Source organism: Arthrobacter sp. LjRoot14, from assembly GCF_964253905.1.
GTDB lineage: Bacteria > Actinomycetota > Actinomycetes > Actinomycetales > Micrococcaceae > Arthrobacter.
Genome location: NZ_CAXURL020000001.1, coordinates 1123410 through 1143300, shown reverse-complemented (window position 1 = coordinate 1143300; position 19891 = coordinate 1123410). Strand labels below are relative to the sequence as shown.

The window sequence follows — 19891 nt, the reverse complement described above, 5'->3', positions numbered from 1 at the left end:
TATGACCGCGGACGCCGCCGTTCCGCAGGGCCGGTGGGGCTGCGACCAAGTGAACTTCCGGCTTACCGTGCGATCCGCCCTTGAAGTTCTTCGTCGATCCTACGATTGCGCGCGCTGATGAAAGCGTTGCTGAGCCGTAGATACCCGAGGTATTCGTCACGGTCCTTCGGAACAGCTGGTGTGCCGAAGTCGGCAAACGGGTGGAAGAACCGGATTGTCTGGCCGTCATCCTCCACAAGGTCTTCCAGTAAAAAGAATCTGACGTACCCGGCGAAATCCCCGAACAGTGCGAAGAATTCCGCATATCTGAGCAGGACCGCGGCGAGGGGGCTCTGCTCACCACGATAGTGGCGGCGGATACACTCCAGGGTCAGATCGAAGCGATCGGCGATCCTGGGATGGAGCCCGCGTGCACCATTGATCGTCGGTTTTCGGCCGATCCTGTTGCCTGGAAACACGAGCGTGCTTCCGGCCGTGTAGCCGACGTACTTGGGTAGGTCGTCTTCCGGTATGTCACGGATAACGTTCCAAGCCTTCTTTCGCAGCCTGGTGGTGATCGTGTCGCTGGCGAGGAAGAAAACACCTGACGAGGATCGGTGCACGAGGTACCTGCGAGGTTCCATAGCCAGGTGGAAGTGCTGGCCGGTGGGCAACTCCTTGCTCCACAGCAGCTGGTGGTACTTCCGTAGGGCGGGGCTGAAGGAGTCGGGGTCCTTGCCGGAGGGAGTATCGGAGTGGAAGTCGAAGGTCATCGAAGTCCTTCGAATTCGATGTGGATTCCACGGCTGTGACTTTCACAAGTCTGGGCGTGCCGTGGTTGCTTCGCGTGCCTGGTGGCCACTTCAGTAGGCGCTATAAGAGCGAGCGCCGGCAGTAACCTTTTGTACTTCACTGTTGGAGACCCCCAAATCGTGCATTGTGCGCGTAGTGCGTGAATCGTCTCATGTGAACCCACTGGCAAAACCGGTCTTGATGCAATGCTTCCGGGTTCCTGCGCTAATGCTGAGAAGTAACCGCTGGGACCGTGCAAACGTTGGCCTGATTGCCCGACCAAGGGCAGGCGTGGAGGGACGACGGCGGCACTCGCCTCCCGCCGTCGTCCTTCCAGACGCCCGCCCACCAGAACCTACGGGTGCACCAGCACCCTTAAACGCGGCGTCCTTGGGGTTGATGAGGGTATCGAAGCCCTGCTCCACCAAGTCCTCCAGCTGGATCCGGCCTGTGATGCGCGTCCACCGGGATCTTCTCGCTCAGCCCTCCCCCGCCGCCGGCCAGGTCACCGCGTCGACGGCTCAGTCGTCAGGGCACTCCCGCTGCTGCTTCAGCCGCCGCCAAGGCCTGGGAAAACCTGTCCACCGCGAGCTTGTACTCGCCCGGGTTACCAGCGGTTCTCTCGTGGTCGGCGGCGCGCATGGCCCTGAGCATGGCTGACGTGGTCGGAAGGGAAGTATCTGACATCGCGGGAAAGTCGAACTGCAGCTGCGGGTCCACCTCGTAGGTGAGCCAGCGCCGCTTCAGCAGATCGTGGCGGTCCGCGGTCCTTTCGTATTCCTTCAGCTCCGCCAGGGAAAAATCAGCCAGCAACACGGCATCCACGCCTGAGCCCTGGGACGCTGTTCGGACTGCCTCACGCTGGCGGCCCAGGGCGTCCTCGGTCCCCAGCGCCAAAGGTGTCACACCCTTTTGGGCGAACTCCGCGTTGAATTGGTAGGCCCGGATCTCTGCCGGGGTCATGAAGTCCAGGTCGGCCGGGGACTTCTTGGCGAAGTCCCTGACGCCGTAAGGGCTCGCAACACTGCTGCGGGGAACCGGGTAAAAGTACCTTCCGCCGAAGAACCCTGCCACAGTTGCAATCCAGAAAACAAGATCGGGAGCATCGACCGACACTGCCCCGACCGCTGCACCCACCGTGCAGGCCGCGTGGCCGGTTGTGAAGAGAATTTTGGTGCGGCCCAGCCGGTGTACGCGGCGGGGACGGTCCAGTTGTTTCTCGTGGATCTTCTTGAGCCTCAATGCCCAGTCACTGGCGTTACTCACCAGTCACGCTCCTCAGTAATTCCGGACGGCGCCTCCACCGTCAGCTCGGACACCGGCGACGTGCTGCTGCGCGGTCTGCCGCGGTCAACCCGAACACCGGTGTAGGCCTTGACCGTGTACGGTCCCCCCTCGCCAACAATACCTGCGCGGGGCTGGCCCGACGGGCTTGAGTCCAGATCCAGGACAAGGCGTGCCCGGCGCCGCGCCCACGAACTGGTCATCTCCGGTGTTCCGCGCCCGGAGATCCCCACCGGCGTTGCCGATTCGTGGCGCCGCTCCATGGCCCTGGGCATCAACCCGGACCAGCACAGCCCGCGGCACCTGCTCGACGCCGCCGACGTCCTGGAACTGCGGCGGGAGCACCGGCTGCAGCAGGTCATGCCGGCGCTGCATGACCTGCTGGCCGACGATTCCAGTTCCGGCCGGCACCTGCTGGTGTTGACCGACGCCCGCGGCGAGATCCTGTGGCGGGTGGGCAGCCCGGACGTGCTGCGGCGGGCTGACCGGCTGGAGTTCTCTGAGGGGGCGGACTGGTCCGAGGCCGGGATCGGAACCAACGCGATCAGCGAGGCGCTGGTCGCCGGGCCTACCGGTGCAGCTGTTCTCCGCCGAGCACCTGGTGCGCACCCACCATGAGTGGGTCTGCACGGCGGCGCCCATCACGGTTCCGGCCACGGGCCGGCTGCTGGGCCGGCCGCTGGGCGTGCTCGACGCCTCCGGTCCGCTAAATACCCTCAGCACGGACACACTGCGGATGGTGCGTTGCGCTGTCCGGGTGGCGGAAGCCTTGCTGGGAACGCCCGACGGCGGGATGGCCGTGGGTGCCGCTTCTCCCGTTCGCGCGTCCCGGCAGGCTGTCCGGCGGCCGGCTGTTGCGGTGGAGTCGCCGGAGAGTTGCGTGGACGTGAACGCCTGAAGTTTCTGCTACGACTACAGCCGCGACGTGAATCCAAGATCACCCAGGACGTGCTCCCGCCGAGTTCCGCATCCTCGACAACATGAGGACGTCGGTCTCCTCGTCACCACGAAGACCTCTTCTCGATCCAGGGCGCGATGCCGGGGCTGGTGGCGCGGTAGAGTCCCTCAGTATTAGGGCTTTTCGAAGCCCGCCGCTATTGTTTCGTCAGCTGTAGCTGGCTTTAGCCGACAACCGGTCCATAATCTGGGCTATGACAAACGGGCGGCCGTATTCGCGTTGACACCGCCATGCGGGCCTACTTTAGATTGACGGAAGACGGCTGCCTCCACGATCATGCCGATGGTAGTCCGCATTTCATGATAAATTTCGGCTGAGTGAGCCCTGAACTAGCAGAGGTTCGTGATTCTGCCGGGGGGCTCGTGAAGATCATCGACAACGTCAACGATCTGCTCGGTGACGATCTCAAGGCACAGGTCACGGCCGGTTCCAAGGTGCGCATCGCCGCTTCGACATTCTCGATCTTCGCCTTCGAGGCGCTTCGCAAGGAACTCGAGCAAGTCAATGAGCTGGAGTTCATTTTCACTTCGCCGTCGTTCTTGACGACTCAAGTGACAGGCAAGCTCCCTAAGGAGCGGCGCGAGTTCTTCATTCCCGCGGACGGTCGAGCCGAGTCTAACCTGCACGGCTCCGAGTTCGAGGTCCGGCTCAGGAACAAGCTCACCCAGCGAGCAATCGCGAAGGAGTGCGCAGACTGGGTGCGCCGCAAGGTCACCTTCCGGTCAAACGCGACTGGAAACCCGATGCAGCAGTTCGCTGTCGTGGACGACAAAGCCGCGTACATGCCGCTCCAGGGCTTCACCACCGCCGACCTTGGCTACGAGCGCGGCAACGCGGTCTCGAACATGGTGCAGCGCATCGACGAGGCCCCGATGACGGCGCAGTACATCCAGCTGTTCGACCAGATCTGGAACAACGCGGAACAGCTCGACGACGTCACCGAGGCGGTCTACGACCATATCGCCAGCGTGTACGCAGAGAACTCCCCCGCTCGCATATATTTCTTGATTCTCTACAACTTGTTCGCGGAGTTCCTCGATGAGATCAACGAGGACGTGCTGCCCAACGACCGCACCGGCTACCAGGACACGAAGGTCTGGCAGAGTCTCTACAACTTCCAGCGTGACGCGGCGACAGGGATTATCAACAAGCTGGAGACGTACAACGGCTGCATCCTCGCCGATAGCGTCGGCCTCGGCAAAACGTTCACAGCTTTAGCGGTGATCAAGTACTACGAGCTGCGCAACAAGTCCGTGCTGGTGCTCTGTCCGAAGAAGCTCGCCGAGAACTGGACGAACTACAACGCCAACCTCACGACAAACATCTTTGCCGAAGACCGGTTTAACTACGACGTCCTCGCCCATACGGACCTCTCGCGCACCGGCGGCGAGTCTCTGGGCTTGCGACTGGACCGAATCAACTGGGGCAACTATGACCTGATCGTTATCGATGAGTCGCACAACTTCCGCAACGCCGACTACGCCGAGGAGAAAGAGTCTCGCTACCAGCGGCTTATGCGCCGGGTCATCCGCGAGGGCGTGAAGACCAAGGTGCTGATGCTGTCAGCGACGCCGGTAAACAACCGTTTCAACGACCTAAAGAACCAGCTCCAGCTCGCCTACGAGGGCGAGTCGGAGAACCTTGCCCAGCACCTGAACATCTCGACGACGGTCGAGAAGGTCTTCAGCGACGCCCAGCGCGTCTTCAACGAGTGGTCCAAGCTCGCCCCGGAGGACCGCACGAGCGAGCGCATCCTTCAGATGCTCGACTTCGACTTCTTCGAACTCCTTGATTCGGTGACGATCGCCCGGTCACGCAAGCACATCCAGGCGTTCTACGACACCACAGAGATTGGTGCCTTCCCCGAACGGCTGCCACCAATGTCAATCCGTGAACCGCTGACCGACCTGGCGGACGCACCGAGCTTCAACGACATCTTTGAGCAGCTCCAAGCCCTCACCCTCGCCGTTTACACCCCACTCGCTTACGTGTTCCCGAGCAGGATCAGCAAGTATGAGGACCTCTACAACGTCACGGCAGGCAGCGCCCGTTCCAACCTCGGCCAGCAGGGGCGCGAGCAGGGCCTAAAGAAGCTCATGACCGTGAACCTCCTCAAGCGGCTGGAAAGTTCGGTTGACGCGTTCCGGCTAACGCTTGCGAAGATCGAAGACTCCGTAAACCGGACCCTGCAGCGACTCGACTCCCACGCAGGCCCACTCACAGAAGTGAGCGCTGACCTGGCAGGTCTCGACTTGGACGTGGATGACGAGGACGATGCGAACGTCGAGGCGCTCTCGTTCGGCGAGAAGATCAAGATCGACCTCGATGATCTCGACATCGAGTCCTGGCAGCGCGACCTGTGGAACGACCGCGAGACACTGCGCGAGTTGCTCGACGAGATGCGCAAAGTCGTCCCGGCCCACGACTTGAAGCTCCAGAAGCTCCAACAGCTCATCACCGAGAAGGCGGCTTGTCCCATCAACCCAGGCAACCGCAAGGTGCTGGTGTTCTCCGCCTTTGCTGACACCGCCAACTATCTCTACCGCGAACTCGCCCCCGCACTCCAGAAGGCTGGGCTGGAGACTGCCGTCATAACGGGCGGAAGCCAAGGCTCGAAAGCCACCTTGGGTACCGGGTTCGACTTCCAGCAGGTGATGGCGCTGTTCTCCCCGCGATCGAAGCAGCGTCACCTGACCATGCCGAAGGAAACCCGCGAGCTGGACGTTCTCATCGGCACAGACGTGATCAGCGAGGGCCAGAACCTTCAGGACTGCGATTACCTGATCAACTACGACATCCACTGGAACCCGGTCCGGATTATCCAGCGCTTCGGCCGTATCGACCGCATCGGCTCCGTCAATGCACAGATTCAGCTGGTGAATTTCTGGCCAGATATCTCCCTTGACGAATACATCAACCTCAAAGAGCGCGTCGAGAACCGCATGGTCATCGCCGACCTCGCGGGCACCGCGAACGACAATGTCCTCACCCTCGAGGACTCCGACGCCGCGTTCCGCAAAGAACAGCTCCGCAAGCTCCAGGATGAGGTCATCGAGTTGGAGGACGTCCGCACCGGCGTCTCCATCACCGACCTGGGCCTCAACGACTTCCGAATGGACCTGCTCGGTTACATCAAGGAGTACGGCGACCTTTCTACAGTCCCCAAAGGCCTTCACACCGTCATCCCAGCCGACCCCGCCAAGGGGTTGAAGCCGGGGGTGATCTTCGCGCTGCGAAACGTGAATGCCGACGAAAGCATTAACCGCGGCAACCGGCTCCACCCGCACTACCTCGTCTACCTCGACGACGACGGCAACATCGTCAGCGACCACACCGAAGCCAAGCACCTTCTCGACCTCATCCGCGGAGGTTGCCGCCCCTACAACGAACCGGTCACCGACGTTGTGCATGATTTCAATGCAGCTACCCGCGAGGGCGCGGAGATGGGCAAGTACTCCGAACTGCTCACGGATGCGATTCACTCGATGATCGATGTCACTGAGGAACGCGACATCGACAGTCTCTTCAGCGCAGGCCACACCACGGCCCTGACCCAGACCATCGCAGGTCTGGAGGACTTCGAATTGATCGCTTTTATCGCCGTCGTCGACCCCGTCCAGGGTGTACCAGCCAATGGCTGATCTGCTGTACCGATGGCCTGTTGCGGCGAAGTTCGGCAGCCGGGTGCCGAAGGAGAAGTTCTACGAGAACGGCCACGTCACTAACGCCATCCGGGAGAAGTTCGTCACCGAGGTCCAGCGCATCACCTGGGCGTACAAACTCGCAGAAGTTACGATTAATCTCCCCGGCAACCCTGCGGTGCCCGAGGTCCAGGTCTTCCAGATCGACGCTAAGATGGACGACGTGTCCGAGCCGGTGTTGACTGCGATCGACAAAGCGATCCCCTTCCCGGTTGTCTTCGAGATCACCCGCGGCGACGGCGCCAATCGGTCCGTTCGTATGGTCGCAGCACACAAGCAGCTCGGCGTCGGCGCACCCCAACTCAGCGCCTACTACTCGACCGGGTGGCAGCCCGCCAACGCGGAGAGGCAGCTCCTCCCGACCGCGATCACCCTGCCCGCCCTCTACACTGCGCTTCTGGGTCCGCTGACGCCGGTGACTGTGCGGCCGGGCGAGGAAATGTCGGACGTGGTGGCCAGACTTCAATCCGTGCGCAAGCTAGAACGGGAGATCGCGGCGCTGGAACGCAAGCTCCGCACCGAGCGGCAGCTCAACCGCAAGATCGACCTGCGCCGTGCCCTCAGGACAAAGCAATTAGAGCTAGAGCAACAGAGGTAAGCAATTGGAGAAACTACGCATGACGTCACCGAACCTGACCGACGCCAACATAGAAAGGCTCGCCGAGCTGTTCCCCAGCGTCGTGACCGAGACGCTCGATGTCGAGGGCAACCCCTCGCGGGCTATCGACTTCGACCTGTTGCGCCAGGAACTCTCCGACCACATCGTTGAAGGCCCCCGGGAACGTTACCAGCTCGACTGGCCCGGCAAGCGCGCCGCCGCGTTCACAGCCAACGCTCCCATCGCCAAGACCCTCCGGCCGGCGCGCGAGAAGTCTGTCGACTTCGACACCACGAAGAACATCTTCATCGAAGGCGACAACCTCGACGCCCTAAAGCTGCTCCAAGAGTCCTACCTTGGCAAGATCAAGCTCATCTACATCGACCCGCCCTATAACACGGGTAATGACTTCGTCTACAACGATGATTTTGCAGAGACGGCAGGTGAGTATCTGACAAGGTCTGGACAGGCAGACGGCGAAGGAAGTCGGCTCGTCGCCAATCCCGAGACAAACGGTCGATTCCACAGCGACTGGCTCAGCATGATCTACCCGCGGCTAAAGCTGGCGCGAAACCTTCTGGCCGAAGACGGGGCAATATTCATTTCAATTGATGACTCCGAGATCGAAGACCTAAAGAGGCTCGCAGCAGAGGTCTTCGGTGAATCTAATCACGTTGGCACCATGGTGTGGGCCGCTGGACGCAAAAATGACTCGAAGTACATCTCGGCTTCGCACGAGTACATCGTGTGCTTCGCGCGCAACCTTGCAGCGCTAAAGGAGTTAGGCGTTTCGTGGCAGATCAAGAAAAAGGGCCTCGACGCGATAAATGGGGAGTATAAGCGCCTTCGCCAACAGCATGGGGATGATCATTCCGTCGTAGAGAAGGGGCTGAAGACTTGGTACTCCGGCCTCCCGGACTCGGACCCGAGCAAGAGGAACAAGCACTACTCAAGCGTCGACGCACGGGGAATCTACTTCCCGAGCGATCTCCGTAAGCCTCAGCCGACATCTCGGTCACGATATGACATCGTTCACCCGGTTACGGGAAGAGCGGTCAACATGCACCCGAACGGTTGGTCTTTCGCGCCCGAACGAATGGAAGTTCTCCTTGCCGAGGATCGAATCCGGTTTGGCTCCGATGAGTCCACTCGGCCGACGCTCAAGGTCTATCTCGCTGAATCCGACAAGGAAGCACCCTACAGCGTCTTTTACCAGGACGGGCGGGGCGCCTCGAAGCGACTCGCGTCCCTCATGGGTGGCCAAGTGTTTGACTTTCCCAAGGACGAGACCGTACTCCAGACTCTGGTCGAGATGGTCACCGCGGGAGACGATATAGTTCTCGATTTTTTCGCCGGCTCGGGCACGACAGCGCACGCAGTTATGGATCAGAATCTTGCCGACGGAGGCAGCAGACGCTTTATTCTCGTGCAGCTCGATGAAAAACCGAACCCCAAGTCCGAAGCGGCAGCCCAAGGCTACTCCACCATCGCTGATCTGGCCCGTGAACGCATCCGGCGGGCCGGCACCCGGGTGATTGACAAGGCCGGTCTCGCTGGCGAGAACCTGGATGTGGGTTTCCGCTCGCTCAAGGTCTCCACCACGAACATGGCTGACGTTTTCAGGTCTCCCGACGAGACCGATCAGCTCGCTCTGGCCGATCTAGAGAGCAGCGTTAAGTCTGACCGTTCAGGTGAGGATCTGCTGTTCCAGGTGCTGCTTGACTGGGGGCTCGAACTTGCGATGCCCATCGCCGTCGAGCAGATTGACGGTCACGAGGTCTTCATCGTCGAGGATGGTGCGCTGACTGCTTGCTTCGGCTTGGACATCACACCAAATCTTGTGCGCACCATCGCTAAGCGCGAGCCCCTACGGGCGGTGTTCCGTGACGCAGGATTCGCCTCTGACGACGCCCGTATAAATGCCGAGCAGATTTTCCGCGAGATGTCTCCAGCGACAGAAGTAAAGGCGATCTGATCCTGATGAAGCTCCAGTTTAAGGTACAGCAGTACCAGACGAACGCGGTCGACTCGGTTGTTGATGTGTTCGCAGGTCAGCCCAAACACGACGGCATCTCGTACCGGATCGATCCCGGCAAGGTGAGGCCCGTTGCAAACCCAACCCTATTCGAGACCAGCCAGACACCCGACTCGGGTCTGCGAAACGCCGAGATCGCCCTTACTGGAGCGCAGCTGCTGGAGAACGTGCACAAGGTGCAGCAATCTCGGAACCTGCCGCTCTCAGCCCAGCTGGTCGACAGCAATGCCGCCCCAGGAGCCCCCAATTTAGATGTGGAGATGGAGACGGGGACGGGAAAGACATACGTCTACATCAAAACGATCATGGAGCTGTACAAGCGTTATGGCTGGTCGAAATTCATCATCGTCGTTCCTTCAATCGCCATCCGCGAGGGAGTGAAGAAGTCCTTAGATGTGACGGCCGAGCATTTCCAGCAAGCATACGGAACCAAGCCTCGGTCCTTCGTCTACAATTCGTCCCAATTGCACGAGCTCGAGCGGTTCAGCTCAGACGCCGGCGTGCAGGTGATGATCATCAACATCCAGGCCTTCAATGCCACTGGCGCGGACAACCGTCGCATCTACGACGTACTCGACGACTTCCAGTCGCGTCGCCCCATCGATGTCATCAGCGCGAACCGGCCGATCGTGATCATCGACGAACCCCAGAAGATCGGTGCCGCCAAATCGCTCGAAGCACTGTCGCGGTTCAACGCACTAATGATGCTGCGATACTCCGCCACACACAAGGTCGAGCACACTAAGGTCCACCGGCTCGACGCGCTCGACGCATACAACCAGAAGCTGGTCAAGAAGATTGCGGTTCGCGGCATCACCGTCAAGGGCCTAGCGGGTTCGACCGCTTTCCTGTACTTGGACGCGATCGAGATCGCCAAGGCTGCCAAGCCCAGAGCCAGGGTTGAGATCGAGGTGCAAACGAAAGGTGGCCCGATCAAGCGTCAGGTGAAGCGCCTCGACGTGGGCACCAACCTGCACGACCTATCCAACGGAATTGAAGCCTATAAGGGTCTCTTCGTTACCGAGATCGATGCCACCCGCGACGTCATCGAGCTGAGCAACGGTGACGTCGTCATCGCCGGTCAGCTGGCCGACCGCGACGTGACACAGGAAACGAAGCGGCGCATCCAGATTCGCGAAGTGATCCGCGCCCACCTTGACAAGGAGCGCGAGCTCTTCAGCCAGGGAATAAAGGTACTCTCCCTCTTCTTCATCGACGAGGTCAATAAGTATCGCGACTACGACCGCGAGGACACCCTCGGCGATTACGCCCGCGTGTTCGAGGAAGAGTACGCCGCCGTCCGCGATGAGGTGCTAGGTGAGCTCGCCCTCGACGAGGCCACCTCCGCCTATCAGGAGTATCTACGCCGAGATGACGTCCGTTCCGTGCACGAGGGTTACTTCTCAATTGACAAGAAGACTAAGCGTCAGGTCGAGGGCAAGGTGAGCGGTCGGGGGGACGACAAGGGCCAGTCGACCGACTCGGACGCGTACGACCTGATCCTCAAACAAAAGGAACGTCTGCTGTCCTTCGGGGAGCGGGTACGATTCATCTTCTCGCACTCTGCTCTGCGGGAGGGCTGGGACAACCCAAACGTATTCGTGATGGGCATGCTCAAGAAGAGCGACAACACCATCTCCCGCCGCCAGGAGATCGGGCGTGGTCTGCGCTTGGCAGTCGATCAACATGGCGAACGCATGGACAACCCGGTGACGGTGCACGACATCAACGAACTGACCGTGGTTACCGACGAGTCGTACACCGACTTCGTCGTCGGCCTCCAGAAGGAGATCGCGGAGTCCTTGGCTGCGCGGCCGCGCAAGGCGAGCATCAAATTCTTCTCAGGTAAGACGATCCAGACACCCAGCGGCGCGTTGGTCGTTGAGGAAGCACTTGCTCAGGCACTGTACAAGTACCTCATCAAGAATGACTACCTCAACGAGGACGACACCATTTCCGAGACCTACAAGCACGCGAAGGAGGCCGGAACTCTCGCCGAGCCGACCTCGGAGGTACTGGAGCCAGTAATCGACTTCGTCTGGCCGCTCGTGGATGCACTGTACGTCGACGTGCCCCTGCCGATCGATCACCGCAAGCCGAAGAGAATCCCGCTCAACGAGGAGAACTTCGCGAAGAAGGAATTCCAAGCACTCTGGAGCCGGATCAACCACAAGGCCGTCTACCAAGTCGAGTTCGACTCCCAGGAGTTGATCCGTAAATGCATCACGGTGCTCGACAAGCACCTGAACGTGGCCGCCATGCAGTACGTGGTGCAGGCTGGCCAACAGCGGGAGTCGCTGGACGCCGACGACCTCACCAACGGGGGCGGGTTCGCAGTGTCGACCACGCAGACCCACACCGAAGAGGTCAGTGCCGGTTCACAAGTGAAGTACGACTTGCTCGGGGAGATCACCGAAAAGACGCAGCTAACCCGCCGTACGGTCGCCGCGATCCTTCGTGGCATGTCCTCGGCGACGTTCGCGAAGTTCCGTCTCAACCCGGAGCAATTCATTACTGAGGCGGCTCGGCTCATCAACGAGCAGAAAGCGACTGTCATCGTCGAGCACCTAACCTACGACGCGCTGGAGGACCGGTTCGATTCGGCGATCTTCACCGAGAACCAGACTAAACAGGACCTTACGCACGCAGGCGGCATGTTGACTAAGCACATCTACGACTACGTTGTCACCGATTCGAAGATCGAGAGTGCGTTCGTCGCTGAACTGGACACCAGCAAGGAGGTCGCGGTCTACGCGAAGCTCCCACGCGGTTTCTTCATCCCAACCCCGGTCGGCGACTACAACCCGGACTGGGCGATCGCGTTCACCGAGGGCAGCGTCAAACACGTCTACTTTGTCGCCGAGACCAAGGGCTCACTCTCGACCCTCCAGCTGAAGGGCATCGAAGACGCCAAGATCGAATGTGCCCGCAAGTTCTTCGCATCCCTGAACGAGAAAAACGGTAACGACGTCACGTACGACGTCGTCACGGACTACAGCGAGCTCATGCAGCTCGTTGGTCCGAACGCGCAGGTGGCTGCCCAAACGGGGTTCGCGATGGCAAGCGATGCGAGCTGATCTGAGCTCGACGTGAAGTGACAGCGGTGGTGCGGCAATTCCCTCGGTCCATGCCGCGGACAAGGCCAAGTTCTGAATAGAAAGCGAGAGCATCAGCCGAATGACCTCCCTCATCTCCTGGCTCGATGCGTCCACCGAGGAAAACTCGAAGATGCGCGAGCTCGTTAAGCTCTTCGGCACGCCGGAAACTACAGACGACCTCGGCATGGGCCAGCTCCGCGACGCGATCAGCAACAGCTTGTTCCCAGGCACCTCTGTCCTTCATCTCGGCGCGCGCTACATGCTCTTAGTTCCGTGGGCCTACCAAACCGCACACCACGTCACCAGAAAACCGGAGGAGCTGCGGAAGCGGGCCGAGGAATCCGAGCGGCAGCTGATCGGCCGGCTCAAGGAGCTGGGTGAGAACAGCTACATCGGCCGCGATGCCGGCAGGAACGTGCGGCAGCTTCCTTCGGCGGCGTACTGGTCGGCGCTGCGCCGGTACGGGATTGTGGACCCGGAAACAGACCGTTCCGCCGTCGCACAGCTCATGTGCGCCGACGCCCCGGCTCCTGAGGAAGGCGAGAACGCCTACTCCGTCTGGAACGAGAGCCTCCCGAAGCCGCCCGACGGCTTCCCGCAGTCCGAAGAAAATGGACTGACGTTGTCCCACGAAGAAGCCCGCTGGCTCCAAGAACGCATCCTCACCACATGCCCGGGCACCCTGCTGGCACACGTTGTCGGGTCGGAAGTCAGCCCCGAGCGCGGACTCTGGGCTCCCTGGTTGGACCCGGCCTGCCGCAGCGCAGAGGGCGAACCCGCGCAGTGGCTCAAAGACGCTGAAGCGTTCTCCTTCATCCACAACGGGGCCACCATCCTGTATCAGCACACTCTCGCCGAGCTTTCCAGGATGACCTTCTCCGCTGACGAGGACACCCTCAGGCCAACGCGAGAGCTCCTGGAAGCATGGGAGGACCAACGTGGCAACAAGCGCAGCCTTCTCGCCGGCTGGGACGTGGATGATTACCTCAGCCGTGCCAAGGCGATGAACCACAGCATCAACGGCAACACAGCCGACTTTGCGCGGGCCATGCTTGCGGCAGCCTTGGACCCCGGCAAATTGATCGACAACGAAGACTTTCGTGCCGCCGTCGAAACCCGCGAAAGACTGATGAAGAAGTCCAACTCGCGGTTCCGCAACGAACGGCGACTCCGAGCCTGGAAGCCGCCAACGCAGGTCGCGTCTCTATCCTTTCGCTGGGCACAGGTCCGCAGGAACGTCCTGGACATCCACGCAGGACTCGCACTGGAAGGTCAGTTAAATGCTTGAGGCAGCAAACAGGCAGGCACTCACCCAGCAGCTGCGCCCGCCGGCAGGATTCCGGCTCACCCACGCCGTCGGCACGACGTTCACGCTGGACATGACCAGCGCCCTGTCGGTCCCGCTGAGCTTCGTGGCCGGCTCGGGCGAGGAATTCACCAATCCGGTGGCCGTCCTCAGCGCCCTCCGCAAGGTCTCCGACCGCGTGGACATCTTTTGCCAGGCAGGCCACATCAAGGCACCTTCGGACGCGTCGGACCTGCTCGCGCTGCTGGAGCCAATGGTCCACCAGGTCAGCGTCAAGCGCGGGCTGTTCCACCCCAAGGTCTGGCTCCTTGAATTCGAAAATGACACCGAGCGCCGCTACCGCTTCCTGTGCAGCAGCCGTAACCTCACCACCGACGCCAGCTGGGACCTCCTCGTCCGGCTGGACGGCGAACCCGTGCAGGGTACCGAAGATGCCGGCCCGGACAGCGGACCCTTGGCGCGGTTCATCGCCGGGCTCCCGGACCTCTGCACCGTAAAGCCCGACGCCGACAGGCTGGCCAGAGTGCGCGGCCTCGCCTCCCGCCTGGCGGAAGTCCGCTGGGACATGCCCGAGGACATCCACCGCTTGACCTTCCGACCGATGGGCATGGGCGACGAGTTCGAACAAGGCTCGATCGTGGCCCACCTCCGCGACCCGGAGAACTTCATCGCGCTCAACAACAAGACCGGGGACGCTGCCTTCTTGGGCCGGGACAAACTGGTCATCTCGCCCTTTCTCGATGACAGGCTGATAGGCAGGCTGCAAGACCGCTGGACGGAGAACCTCTACATCTACTCTCGGGGTGACCAGCTGGACCTCCTGAACGAGAAAACGGTGGCCGATACCCGCACGTCCTTCAAAGCCTTTGACGAGCTCGGTATCCCCGAGTCGGCGGAGTCAGGAGTAAGCGATACGGACGAATCCGGGGTCCTGCGCGTAGCCGAAGACCTGACCGGCCTGCATGCCAAGGCGTACTTCTGCGACTACGACCATTTCACCTACGCTCTCCTGGGTTCCGCCAACGCCACCGAAGCAGGATTCACCAAGAACGTGGAGTTCCTGCTGGAAATGCGCGGAACCAAGAAACGCCTCGGGGTGCAGCGCATCAGGGAAAGCCTGAAGGACGTTCCCTTCGCCGTCTATGACGGCGAAGGCGGCCAAACCCGAACCGAAGAGGACGAGGCTGCTTTCCGGCTGGAGAACGCCCTGCGGGACGCTGCAGCGAACGGGTTCCTCCTCGACGCCGTCCCCGATGACGGAACCAAGAACACGTTCACGGTGACCGTTTCGCACGACTGGTCACCGACGCCCAAGTTCACCGCGAAGCTACGGCTCCTCTCGCTCCCCCAGCCGAGCGCCGTCGTCGAGCCTTCCGGCGGTCACCACGAACATGCCTTCCATGCGATACCGCTCGCAGACGTGACCCCGTACCTGGTGCTGACGCTGGAGGACCCGGTAGCCAGGCTGTCCAAGAGCAGCGTGATCCAGGGCAGCCTGCGCACCGATCCTGCGGGGCGGCTGGATGAGATCATCGCCCGCCAGCTGGACGATCCGCAGAAACTCCGCCAGTTCCTGCTGTTGTTCCTCACGCCGGAAGATGCCCTGCCGGGGTCCGGAACCGGCGCCGGCTGGTTCGCCGGCTCCGGGTTCGGGGACGGGTCCGCCGCGGGACTCTTTGAGGCGATGGTGGGCGCCATGGCCGGTCCGGACGCCGCTTCCGTGTTCCCGGACTTGAAGGTCGTGATGGACCGTCTGCTCGCCCTTCGCGGCGATGATCCGGAGATTCAGCAGCTGCACTCACTGTGGACGGCAGCCACCGAGGCATTAGACATGGGGGAACTTCATGGGGTTTGATGCAACGCCCGCACTGGACGGGCTCCGCGGCTTTCAGCGCCGGACCGTGGAACACGTTTTCAAGCGCCTCTACCTGGATGACCAGCCGGCGAACCGCTTCCTCGTGGCGGATGAAACCGGCCTGGGCAAGAGCATGGTGGCCCGCGGCGTCATTGCCAAAGCGATTGAGCGCCTCGACCAGCGGGACTCCGGCGTGGACCGGATCGACGTGGTCTATGTTTGCTCCAACGCCGATCTGGCCAAGCAGAACCTCGGCCGGCTGAACGTTACTGGGCAGAAGGATATCATCGAGTCCGGCCGGCTGACACTTCTGCCCACCGAGCTGGCGAAACTTAACGCTCCTGCTGCACCGGGGACCCGGAAGCGCGTCAACTTCATCTCGCTGACACCGGGCACCTCGTTCAACGTTGGCGGTGCCACCGGCCAGGCCAAGGAGCGGGCCGTGCTCTTCCGCATCCTCACGCAGCTGGGCGTCATCGACGAGGAACAGCATGCGGACGCCGTCGAGCTTCTCCGGGTGGGCGCCTCCACTCAGCGTTTTGGGCGCCGCGTCCAGTACATGCACGAGCAGTTCCCAAACGGCTTCGCCGTCCCACTGCGGAACCGCTTCCGCACGCTGGCCCACCAAAGCGGCAACCTTCCCGCTTTCCGCAAGGCGCTGCGTGAGGCCGTCCGCGACGGGGCGGCGACAGTCCAGCCCCGCATGAGCGCCATTATTGGCGGGCTCCGGGGCGACCTGGCCCAGGCGGGACTGGAATGCCTGGAACCTGACCTCATCATCCTGGATGAGTTCCAGCGCTTCCGCGACCTGCTCTACTCCCCCGGCACCGCGCCCGACGACGAGGATCCAGCGGCAGAGCTTGCCCGGCAGTTCCTGAACTACAAGGGCGCCAAATTGATCCTTCTCTCGGCCACACCGTACAAGGCGCACACGGGAGCGAACGAGGCCGACGGCGACGACCATGCCGCTGACTTCCGGCAGCTGCTGCGGTTCCTGAGCAGCGAGCGTCCGGGGTACATGGAAAGCGTCGAATCGGACCTGGATGACCGGCGGACACAGCTGTTGAAGCAGGTTCCGGACGATGCGCTGACGCATCGCATCGAGGACGGCCTCAAGATGTTCATGAGCCGGACGGAGCGGCCGCAGCTCGGCAAGGACGACATGCTGTCCGTGATCGAGATGGCACCGACCGATGTTCGGGCCGGGGACCTCACCAGCTACAAATCCCTGTCTGCGCTGTTCCGTGCCGCGCGCACCGGCAGCCCGATGGAGTATTGGAAGTCCGTGCCGATGTTCGCGCACTTCCTGACGGACTACAAGGTCGGCAGGATGCTGGACGGCCGGGTCCACTGCGACCGCGAGGCCGTTGACCCGGTGCTGCCGGCCCTGGCCACCATCGACCCCGATGCGTATCGCAGCTATGGCGCCGTGGAGACTGACAACGCCAAATTCCGGGCCGTGCGTGAACATACCGTCGGGCGGGGCTGGTGGAAGCTCCTGTGGATGCCGCCGTCACTCCCGTATGTGCAGCCCTCCGGGGCTTTCGCGGAGGTGGGCCCGAATGTCACCAAGCAACTGATTTTCTCGGCGTGGAACGCTGCCCCAACAGCGATCACCACGATGCTCTCTTACGAGGCCGAGCGGCAGATCCTGGAAGGGTCGCCGCTGCACGGGGAAAATTCTGCCGAGGCCCGCAAGCGCTTCCGTGGCCGACTCAGATTCCGAGTCCGCGACGGCGAGCCCCAGGCCATGTCGACGCTGGCGCTGTTCATCCCCCACGCTGCTTTGGCACTGGCAGGTGACCCGCTGGAGAGTGCCTCCCTCAGTGGTTCCGTGGTGCCCGGAGACGCCGTGCGGGATGTGGCGGCAGCTGCCGGCGCCGCTATGGTTGGCGGCGCCGTCGTCGACTCAACCAGTCGCCTTGGCGCCTGGGCGTCCTACTTCTCGGTGCCCGACGCTCTGCCGGCAGAGTGGAAGAACGATGCGAAGCTGGCCACGCGCGAGCTGCGGGACCTGGACGATTTCACCCAACGGCAGGGCAAAGCCTCGGACGGCGGGGACGCCGAGCAGGATGGTGGCTCCGAGGCAGGGCTCTATCTGGCCCACGTGGACCGGATGCTGGAGGCCTCCGCCGGCGAGCCGGCCGGCTGGGAGGAAGGCCTTGAAGACCTGGCCGTCAACTCCCCCGCCAACTGTCTCTACCGGGCCCTGAAGCGGGTTGTTCCCGACGACTTCGACGGCGCCGAAACGTGGAAGGCTGCCGTGTTCGCGGCAACGGGAATGCGCACACTGTTCAATCGCCTCGATGTCACCGAGCTGCTGGACAAGCTCTACCCCGAAGGCGGCTACTGGCAGAAGGTCCTGCGCTACTGCGAAGAAGGGAATCTCCAGGCTGTTCTAGACGAGTACGTCTTCCAGCTCCGCAGCCAGCAGGGACCGGAACCTATCGATGGTACGAACCTCTGGGACCTAGCCAACGACATCCGGCTTTCTCTGTCCCTCAAGCCAGCGCAGATGCTCGCCAAGTATCCCGACAAATCACACGACGACCTCAGGATGGGCGTCCGCTTCGCCGTCCGATACAGCAACGCGAAGACCGACGACGGCGACAGCAACCGCATGCCGGACGTCCGTCGCGCCTTCAATAGCCCCTTCTGGCCGTTCGTGCTGGCCTCAACGTCTGTGGGTCAGGAAGGCATCGACTTCCATTGGTGGGCGCACTCGGTCATTCACTGGAACGTGCCCGGAAACCCGGTTGATTTCGAACAGCGAGAGGGCCGGGTTCACAGGTATCTGGGGCATGCAGTGCGGAAGAACGTTGCTGAAGCCCATGGTGCTGCGGTGCTGAAACCTGGGGTGACGGATCCGTGGGGGACGTTGTTCTCGGTGGCCGCCTCTGAGATCGCTGCACGGCCAGAGGATTCCAGTACGGAGTTCGCCCCGCACTGGATTCACCCGGGAGTGCACAAGATCGAGCGGCGGCTACTGGACCATCCGCTGAGCCGTGATGTGCCGCGAACCAAGCACATGTTGGCCGGGCTGGCGAAGTACCGGCTGACGCTGGGCCAGGCTCGGCAGGATGACTTGCTGGGGCTGATCAAGGATGGGACGGAAAGTAAGCCACTGAATCTGCGGCCGTGAATTGAGCTCGGATGCTAACGCCGAAGGAACACATCAGCAGTTCCGTGACTCGATCCCCAGGGCAGCCGATCGAAAAAGCCCGGCCCACGACCGAATGGCGATTTGACGGCTGTGTGTTTGATATGTCGGCGTGCCGTCATACCATGCAGTGTCATGAAAGAAGTCAGAATCTGTGCCCTGCCAAAGTGTAACAAGCCCATCCCCGTCGGTCGTCGAAGCGATGCCAAGTACTGCTCAAAACAGTGCAATGCCAACTCTCACTATTTCCGGCATGGTGACCGGATCAGGGCTCAGTATGCCGAGGAACACCCGCCAGTCGCGGAGGTCCGCCAATGCGATTGGGAGCCATGCGGCAAGGACTTCGTGAGGGGCCGCTCCGATCAAGTCTATTGCTCCCCCAGCTGCGTCAAAAAAGCCTCAGCGGCCCGGCACGCCGATGAGATCGCTGCCAAGAACGCCGCAAAGAAAGAGGAACGCCGGCGGCTACGATTGGCTCGTATGGCACGCCCCCGGCCCGTCAAACCTTGCACCTTTGAGGGCTGTGGCATTACCAGTGAAACTGACCCCACGGGCCAGTTCCGAGGCGACATGTGCTTCCGGCACTACCAGCAGGAGTACCGCGCCTCTAAGCGCGCTGCAGAGTTCCCTCGCATCTGTTTAGGCCCGTTCTGCGCAGTGGACATCTCCCGCACACGGATCAACAGGTACTTCTGTAGCCCCTCGTGCCGGACGGCCGCTCATGTACTGCGGACCGACCGGGAGACCTACTTGACTCGGAAGTCCCTTGTGCAGGGCAAGCGCCGGGCGCTGAAGTACGACAACCCGGGCTACGAGGCATTCACCTACGAGCAGTGGCTGGATGTCCTGGTCGCCTGCGACTTTCGCTGCACTTACTGCAACTCGCAGCCACACCGCCTGCAGATGGACCATGTCTTTCCGCTCGCCAAGGGTGGTCCCCACTGCCTTTCCAATGTGACCCCCGCCTGCGCCCGCTGCAATCAGTCGAAGCATGACAGCACGCTCGAAGAGTGGGAAGCGCGCAAAGTGCGCAGGGCCTTGAAGAAAAGGAGGAGCTATCTCTTCGCAGATTAGAGCGGGCGAACGTGAAGCAATACGGCCGCAGAACTTGGCGCACGACGCCAG

At 61.7% G+C, this 19891-nt stretch carries 12 protein-coding genes; 10 read left to right on the top strand and 2 right to left on the bottom strand.

Features of this window, described 5'->3' with window-relative positions:
- Nucleotides 1-62 precede the first annotated feature (62 nt).
- Complete coding sequence (locus tag ACSQ12_RS05330; protein ID WP_436064618.1) at nt 63-752, bottom strand: DUF6994 family protein; 690 nt, start codon at nt 750-752, stop codon at nt 63-65.
- A gap of 547 nt (nt 753-1299) precedes the next feature.
- Nucleotides 1300-2037, bottom strand: a complete 738-nt coding sequence (locus tag ACSQ12_RS05325) for a hypothetical protein (RefSeq protein ID WP_436064617.1) — start codon at nt 2035-2037, stop codon at nt 1300-1302.
- Nucleotides 2038-2151: 114 nt separating this feature from the next.
- On the opposite strand from ACSQ12_RS05325, the gene ACSQ12_RS05320 reads away from it, so the two are divergent.
- The 10 genes from ACSQ12_RS05320 (at nt 2152) to ACSQ12_RS05275 (ending at nt 19840) form a co-directional block, all read left to right on the top strand.
- Nucleotides 2152-2673 (top strand): hypothetical protein, encoded by a 522-nt coding sequence (locus ACSQ12_RS05320; protein WP_436064616.1) that lies wholly within the window; start codon nt 2152-2154, stop codon nt 2671-2673.
- On the top strand, nt 2657-2953 hold the full coding sequence (locus ACSQ12_RS05315) for a hypothetical protein (RefSeq protein WP_436064615.1): 297 nt from the start codon (nt 2657-2659) through the stop codon (nt 2951-2953). Before ACSQ12_RS05320 ends, ACSQ12_RS05315 begins: the two co-directional genes overlap by 17 nt.
- Before the next feature lie 422 nt (nt 2954-3375).
- Complete coding sequence (locus ACSQ12_RS05310; RefSeq protein WP_436064614.1) at nt 3376-6654, top strand: helicase-related protein; 3279 nt, start codon at nt 3376-3378, stop codon at nt 6652-6654.
- Nucleotides 6647-7312 (top strand): DUF4391 domain-containing protein, encoded by a 666-nt coding sequence (locus tag ACSQ12_RS05305; protein WP_436064613.1) that lies wholly within the window; start codon nt 6647-6649, stop codon nt 7310-7312. The genes ACSQ12_RS05310 and ACSQ12_RS05305 overlap by 8 nt, the downstream gene beginning before the upstream one ends.
- A gap of 19 nt (nt 7313-7331) precedes the next feature.
- Complete coding sequence (locus ACSQ12_RS05300; protein WP_436064612.1) at nt 7332-9287, top strand: site-specific DNA-methyltransferase; 1956 nt, start codon at nt 7332-7334, stop codon at nt 9285-9287.
- A gap of 5 nt (nt 9288-9292) precedes the next feature.
- Nucleotides 9293-12424 carry a type III restriction-modification system endonuclease gene (locus tag ACSQ12_RS05295; protein WP_436064611.1) on the top strand — a complete coding sequence of 1044 codons (3132 nt, stop codon included), beginning with the start codon at nt 9293-9295 and terminating at the stop codon, nt 12422-12424.
- Between the two features lie 100 nt (nt 12425-12524).
- On the top strand, nt 12525-13733 hold the full coding sequence (locus tag ACSQ12_RS05290) for a DUF6361 family protein (RefSeq protein WP_436064610.1): 1209 nt from the start codon (nt 12525-12527) through the stop codon (nt 13731-13733).
- Nucleotides 13726-15606: a phospholipase D family protein gene (locus tag ACSQ12_RS05285; RefSeq protein ID WP_436064609.1), complete on the top strand. Its 1881-nt coding sequence runs from the start codon at nt 13726-13728 to the stop codon at nt 15604-15606. The genes ACSQ12_RS05290 and ACSQ12_RS05285 overlap by 8 nt, the downstream gene beginning before the upstream one ends.
- On the top strand, nt 15596-18748 hold the full coding sequence (locus ACSQ12_RS05280) for a helicase C-terminal domain-containing protein (RefSeq protein WP_436064608.1): 3153 nt from the start codon (nt 15596-15598) through the stop codon (nt 18746-18748). Before ACSQ12_RS05285 ends, ACSQ12_RS05280 begins: the two co-directional genes overlap by 11 nt.
- Nucleotides 18749-19516: 768 nt before the next feature.
- Nucleotides 19517-19840, top strand: a complete 324-nt coding sequence (locus ACSQ12_RS05275; protein ID WP_436064607.1) for an HNH endonuclease — start codon at nt 19517-19519, stop codon at nt 19838-19840.
- Nucleotides 19841-19891: the final 51 nt, after the last annotated feature.